5 protein-coding genes and 2 tRNA genes are annotated in these 4521 nt (G+C 31.5%); 5 read left to right on the forward strand and 2 right to left on the reverse strand.

The genetic code is table 4. The annotated features are described in order from the left end of the window. The first annotated feature begins 143 nt into the window (after window positions 1-143). The 4 genes from rplM (at window position 144) to C4B25_RS04380 (ending at window position 1290) form a co-directional block, all read left to right on the forward strand. On the forward strand, window positions 144-578 hold the full coding sequence (gene rplM / locus C4B25_RS04365; RefSeq protein ID WP_131613898.1) for a 50S ribosomal protein L13: 435 nt from the start codon (window positions 144-146) through the stop codon (window positions 576-578). Continuing rightward, entirely contained in the window at window positions 578-970 is a 393-nt protein-coding gene (rpsI, locus tag C4B25_RS04370) for a 30S ribosomal protein S9 (RefSeq protein ID WP_131613900.1), read from the forward strand. Before rplM ends, rpsI begins: the two co-directional genes overlap by 1 nt. A gap of 140 nt (window positions 971-1110) precedes the next feature. Next, window positions 1111-1187 (forward strand) — tRNA-Ile (locus C4B25_RS04375). Between the two features lie 26 nt (window positions 1188-1213). Further along, window positions 1214-1290 (forward strand) — tRNA-Ala (locus C4B25_RS04380). A gap of 53 nt (window positions 1291-1343) precedes the next feature. On the opposite strand, the gene C4B25_RS04385 is transcribed toward C4B25_RS04380, so the two are convergent. Then, window positions 1344-2696 carry a M17 family metallopeptidase gene (locus C4B25_RS04385; RefSeq protein WP_131613902.1) on the reverse strand — a complete coding sequence of 451 codons (1353 nt, stop codon included), beginning with the start codon at window positions 2694-2696 and terminating at the stop codon, window positions 1344-1346. 117 nt (window positions 2697-2813) lie between these two features. Between C4B25_RS04385 and C4B25_RS04390 the strand changes: the two genes are divergently transcribed. After that, window positions 2814-3683 (forward strand): UTP--glucose-1-phosphate uridylyltransferase, encoded by an 870-nt coding sequence (locus C4B25_RS04390; protein WP_131613904.1) that lies wholly within the window; start codon window positions 2814-2816, stop codon window positions 3681-3683. Between the two features lie 51 nt (window positions 3684-3734). Here the strand turns inward: C4B25_RS04390 and C4B25_RS04395 are convergent, their stop codons facing one another. Then, window positions 3735-4451, reverse strand: a complete 717-nt coding sequence (locus tag C4B25_RS04395; RefSeq protein WP_131613906.1) for a glycerol-3-phosphate acyltransferase — start codon at window positions 4449-4451, stop codon at window positions 3735-3737. Between the last annotated feature and the right edge of the window lie 70 nt (window positions 4452-4521).

Consider the following 4521-nt stretch of genomic DNA (forward strand, 5'->3'; position numbering starts at 1 on the left):
TGATATATCTTTTTTAATTTTGTTATAATAAATAAGCGTATTACATAGTTGAGTTGCGGTTTTAACAACATCGCAAGTAAAAATTAAAAGTTGACAAACAAAAAAACAAAACAATTTAAAGAATAAAATTATAGGAGATCAATATGAGACAAACAACAATCGTTAAACATCAAGAAGTTCAAAAAGACTGATACGTTATCGACGCTGAAGGTCAAACACTAGGTAGATTAGCTGTTATTGCTGCTACTTACCTACGTGGTAAAAATAAACCAACATTTACACCGAATGTTGACTGTGGAGATTACATCATCGTTATTAACGCTGAAAAAATCGTTCTTACAGCAAACAAAGAAGAGGATAAATTATACTACTCTCACTCAATGTACCCAGGTGGACTAAAAACAATCAATGCTGCAGAATTAAGAAAGAAAAAACCAACTGCAATCGTTGAAAAAGCTATTCAAGGTATGGTACCACATACAAAACTTGGAGATAAACAAAGAAGAAACTTATTTGTTTATGCAGGACCAAAACATGCTCACGAAGCACAACAACCTAAAAAACTGGAGGTAAAATAATGGCAAACGTAGAATATAGAGGGCTAGGAAGACGTAAATCTTCAACAGCTAGAGTTATTATTAAACCAGGTAAAGGTGAATTTAAAATTAATGGTAGAGATTCACTAGATTACTTAATGTCAACAATTCTTCTGCAAGACGCAGAACAAGCACTTGTAATTACTGAAACAAAAGGTACTTTTGATATCAGAGTTAATGTAAAAGGTGGAGGACTTTCAGGACAAGCTTCAGCAATTAGATTAGGTATTGCTAGAGCTCTACTACAAGCTTCAGCTGATTACAGACCAACTCTTAAAAAAGCTGGACTATTAACTAGAGATGCACGTATTAAAGAACGTAAAAAACCAGGTCTTAGAAAAGCTCGTAGAGCAAGACAATTCTCAAAACGTTAATGAAAAAATACTGCAATATGCAGTTTTTTTTATACCTCTTTTAACTTTTTTAAAAAAAGTTAAAAAAATATAAAAAAATAGGAAAAAAACCTCCAAGATATGATATTATATTAAAGCAAAGATATTGCATTAATATTAATGCGAGCGTAGCTCAGCTGGTTAGAGCACACGACTGATAATCGTGAGGTCGATGGTTCGATTCCATTCGTTCGCACCATATCATCCGTAAGGATGTTTTTATTTGGGGGGGTAGCTCACTTGGCTAGAGCACCTGCCTTGCACGCAGGGGGTAGTGGGTTCGATTCCCATCCTCTCCACCATTTGTTAGAATTGACTCTAAAGGTCAATTTTTTCTTATACCCGAAGGTATTAATTATTTTTCAAGATGTGAAAGTGTTTTTAATAATACGGAAGTTGGTTTCCCAGCCACATCAGCTGTTCCTGCTACATCTAAATGTATGTAAGGAACATTATTTGTGAATTCTTTTAAGAACATAGCGGCTTGTGAAGAATCAACTCTACATTTTTTAGAATAATTCATTAAGTCAGCAACATCTGAAGATTTAATACCAATTGCGTAATCTTCATGGAATGGCATTCTTCAAAGCATCTCATTTTGCTCTTTAGCCACTTCGTTAATTTCTTTAAATAATTGATCTGTTGTTGTTCAAACTCCAGTGTATGTACTTCCTAATTGAGTAACAACTGTTCCAGTAAGTGTTGCGATGTCTATAAGTTTTGTAGCCTTTAATTCTTTTGCTGCAAATGCAAGACCATCAGCCAATACCAATCTACCTTCAGCATCAGTATCTGATATTTCAACTGTCTTACCATCGAAAGATTCGATAACTGAATCTGGTGTTACTGCATCAACTGAGATCTTGTTATCTGTGATACACATTACAGCACTTATGTTAGATTTTGGTTTGGTTTCTGAAATTACTTTCATTGCCCCAGCAACTATTGCTGAACCTGACATATCGTATTTCATTCCTATAAGTCCACCGTTGATTTTAATATCATAACCACCTGCGTCGAAAATGATACCTTTCCCAACCATGACTGTTTTTTCTTTTGAGTCAGGATTACCCTTATATTCAAGAACAACAACTCTCGCATCATGTTTTGAACCTGCGTTTACTGCAAGGATTAAATTCATCCCCATTTCTTCTAGTTCTTCTTTTTCTATAACTCTTACACTTATATTTTTGTGGTTAGCCTCAAATTCCTTTTTAACAATATCAGCAAGTGCAGTTGATGTTAATATGTTGGCTGGTTGCTGTTGTAAGTCTCTAACTCAATTAATTGCTTTAGCATTATTCACTGAATCAGTAACAACATCTTTATCGATATTCATTAAGTTAATATCTTTCTTATCTTTTGGTGCGTTTTTACCAGTTTTCGCATTATAAATCATTGCTGTTTCATAATACGCATCTTCAATAAAGAATTTTGTAGCGTCTTTTAATGTTACTTTATCAGTTACGAATGAAGCAACATCGATGTTAATACCTCTTTTATTTGAAGCAACGATCTTTTTAATTGCTTTTCTTAAAGATTTGATAGTGAAATCTTTTTTATCCCCTAAAAATATAAAAGATTCTCTTTTTGAAATAAATTCCGTAATGTGATTTGCATCAGTGATGATGTCTTTGTGAATATCTTCGCTTTTGAATAAAGCTTTTAAAGTAAAGAATTCTTTGTTTTCTTGTAAAATGTTTATCATTTGTTTCTCCTTAGTGTTTCTAAATTAATTATAACAACAAGAAAATGATAAACGATAAAGTTACGAAAATATAATAAGGGACTCATTTTTAAATAAGTTTTAGTATATAATTTTTTTATGAAAAAAGTAAAAAAAGTAATTATTCCAGCGGCAGGCTGAGGAACAAGATTCCTGCCATTAACAAAAGTTGTACATAAAGAATTGGTTCCTGTGTTAAATAAGCCAATTATCCATCATTTAGTAGAAGAAGCTTCTAATGCAGGTATTGAAGAAGTTATCTTAATTATTTCTCCAAGAAAAATGGAAATTATGAACTACTTCCAAACAAATGTTGAATTAGAAACAATGTTGAGAGAAAAAGGAAAAGTTGAAATGCTTCATATGGTTGAATCAACTAGAAAAATAATTAAAGTAAAATTCGCCATACAAAATGAACAGTTAGGTTTAGGTCACGCAATATTTATGGGTGCTGATTTAACACATGACGAACCATTTGCAGTTATTTTGGGTGATGATTTAATTCGTTCAGAGAAACCAGCTATTAAACAATTAATAGAGGCGTATGAAAAAACTGGTTCTTCAATTATTGGTGTTCAAGATATTGAACCACAAAACATCCATAAATATGGTGTTGTGCTGCCAACAAATGAATCTGAAAAAGAAGAGGAACTATTCGAAATAGCTGGTGCTGTTGAAAAACCCGCTCTTAAAGATGCTCCTTCAAACAAAGCTATTCTTGGTAGATATATATTTACTCCAAAACTTATGAAATTACTAAGAGATCTTAAACCAGGTGTTGGTAATGAAATTAATGTAGTTGATGCATTTGAAAATTTAATGAAAACAGAAAAAATGTATGCATTTACTTTTGAGGGAACAAGATATGATCTTGGTTCTATTGAAGGATTTGTAAAAGCTACAATTGATTACGCATTAGAAAATAATGAAATCAAAGATTCAATTTATGAATTTATAAAAAACAAATAACCAAATATGGTTATTTTTTTAATTTTAAAATAAAAAAAGTAACTTCAATAGTTACTTTTTGAATAATTTACATCCAGGTTCTTTCTTTAGAATTGATTGTCTAAAAGAACTCTCTTCTTTTCTTAATAATCTCCCAATATTTTGATGGTGCTTAGAAATAACGATTATAGAAACTAATGTTGCGAACATTGGTGTTAATCAATATTGCATTGAAGAAATATCTGATCCACTTTTCATTATTGTAGTTAATAATCCATTATTGAATCAAGGGATGAATGTAAATATAACAACTATAAATGTACAAGCCATTGAAGCAAATGAAATTTTATCGACGAAATATACGATAACTCAAAAGATTATTATTATGATAATTCCAACAATAATATTTCAAGACATTACAAACCCTAAGAATGCAGATACTCCTTTTCCACCTTTGAATTTGAAGAATATAGGTCAGATATGACCCACTAATACTCCAAATGCAACTAATTGTATATAGATTGTTTCAAAACCATGTCCAGCTTTTTCTTTAAGAATTCAAAATATCAATGCTGTAAAAACAACTTTTGTTCAATCGATGAAAGCGATTAGCATTCCACCTCCAAAACCAGTTTTACGAGCCATGTTGGTTGCTCCAGCATTACCGGAACCACTTTGACGTATATCTTCTTTCAACATTCTTTTTGAAACAATTATTGATGTATTTAAGGCTCCGATTAAATAAGCAATCAGGAATGCCAATATGTTAAAACCTATTATATTTTCCATAGTGAAATAATTATAGTGAAAAAAGTGGTTCTATAACATATAATATTACTATGTCTAATTACAACGCGAG

Source organism: Mycoplasma todarodis, assembly GCF_004335995.1.
GTDB lineage: Bacteria > Bacillota_I > Bacilli_A > Mycoplasmatales > Metamycoplasmataceae > Mycoplasma_K > Mycoplasma_K todarodis.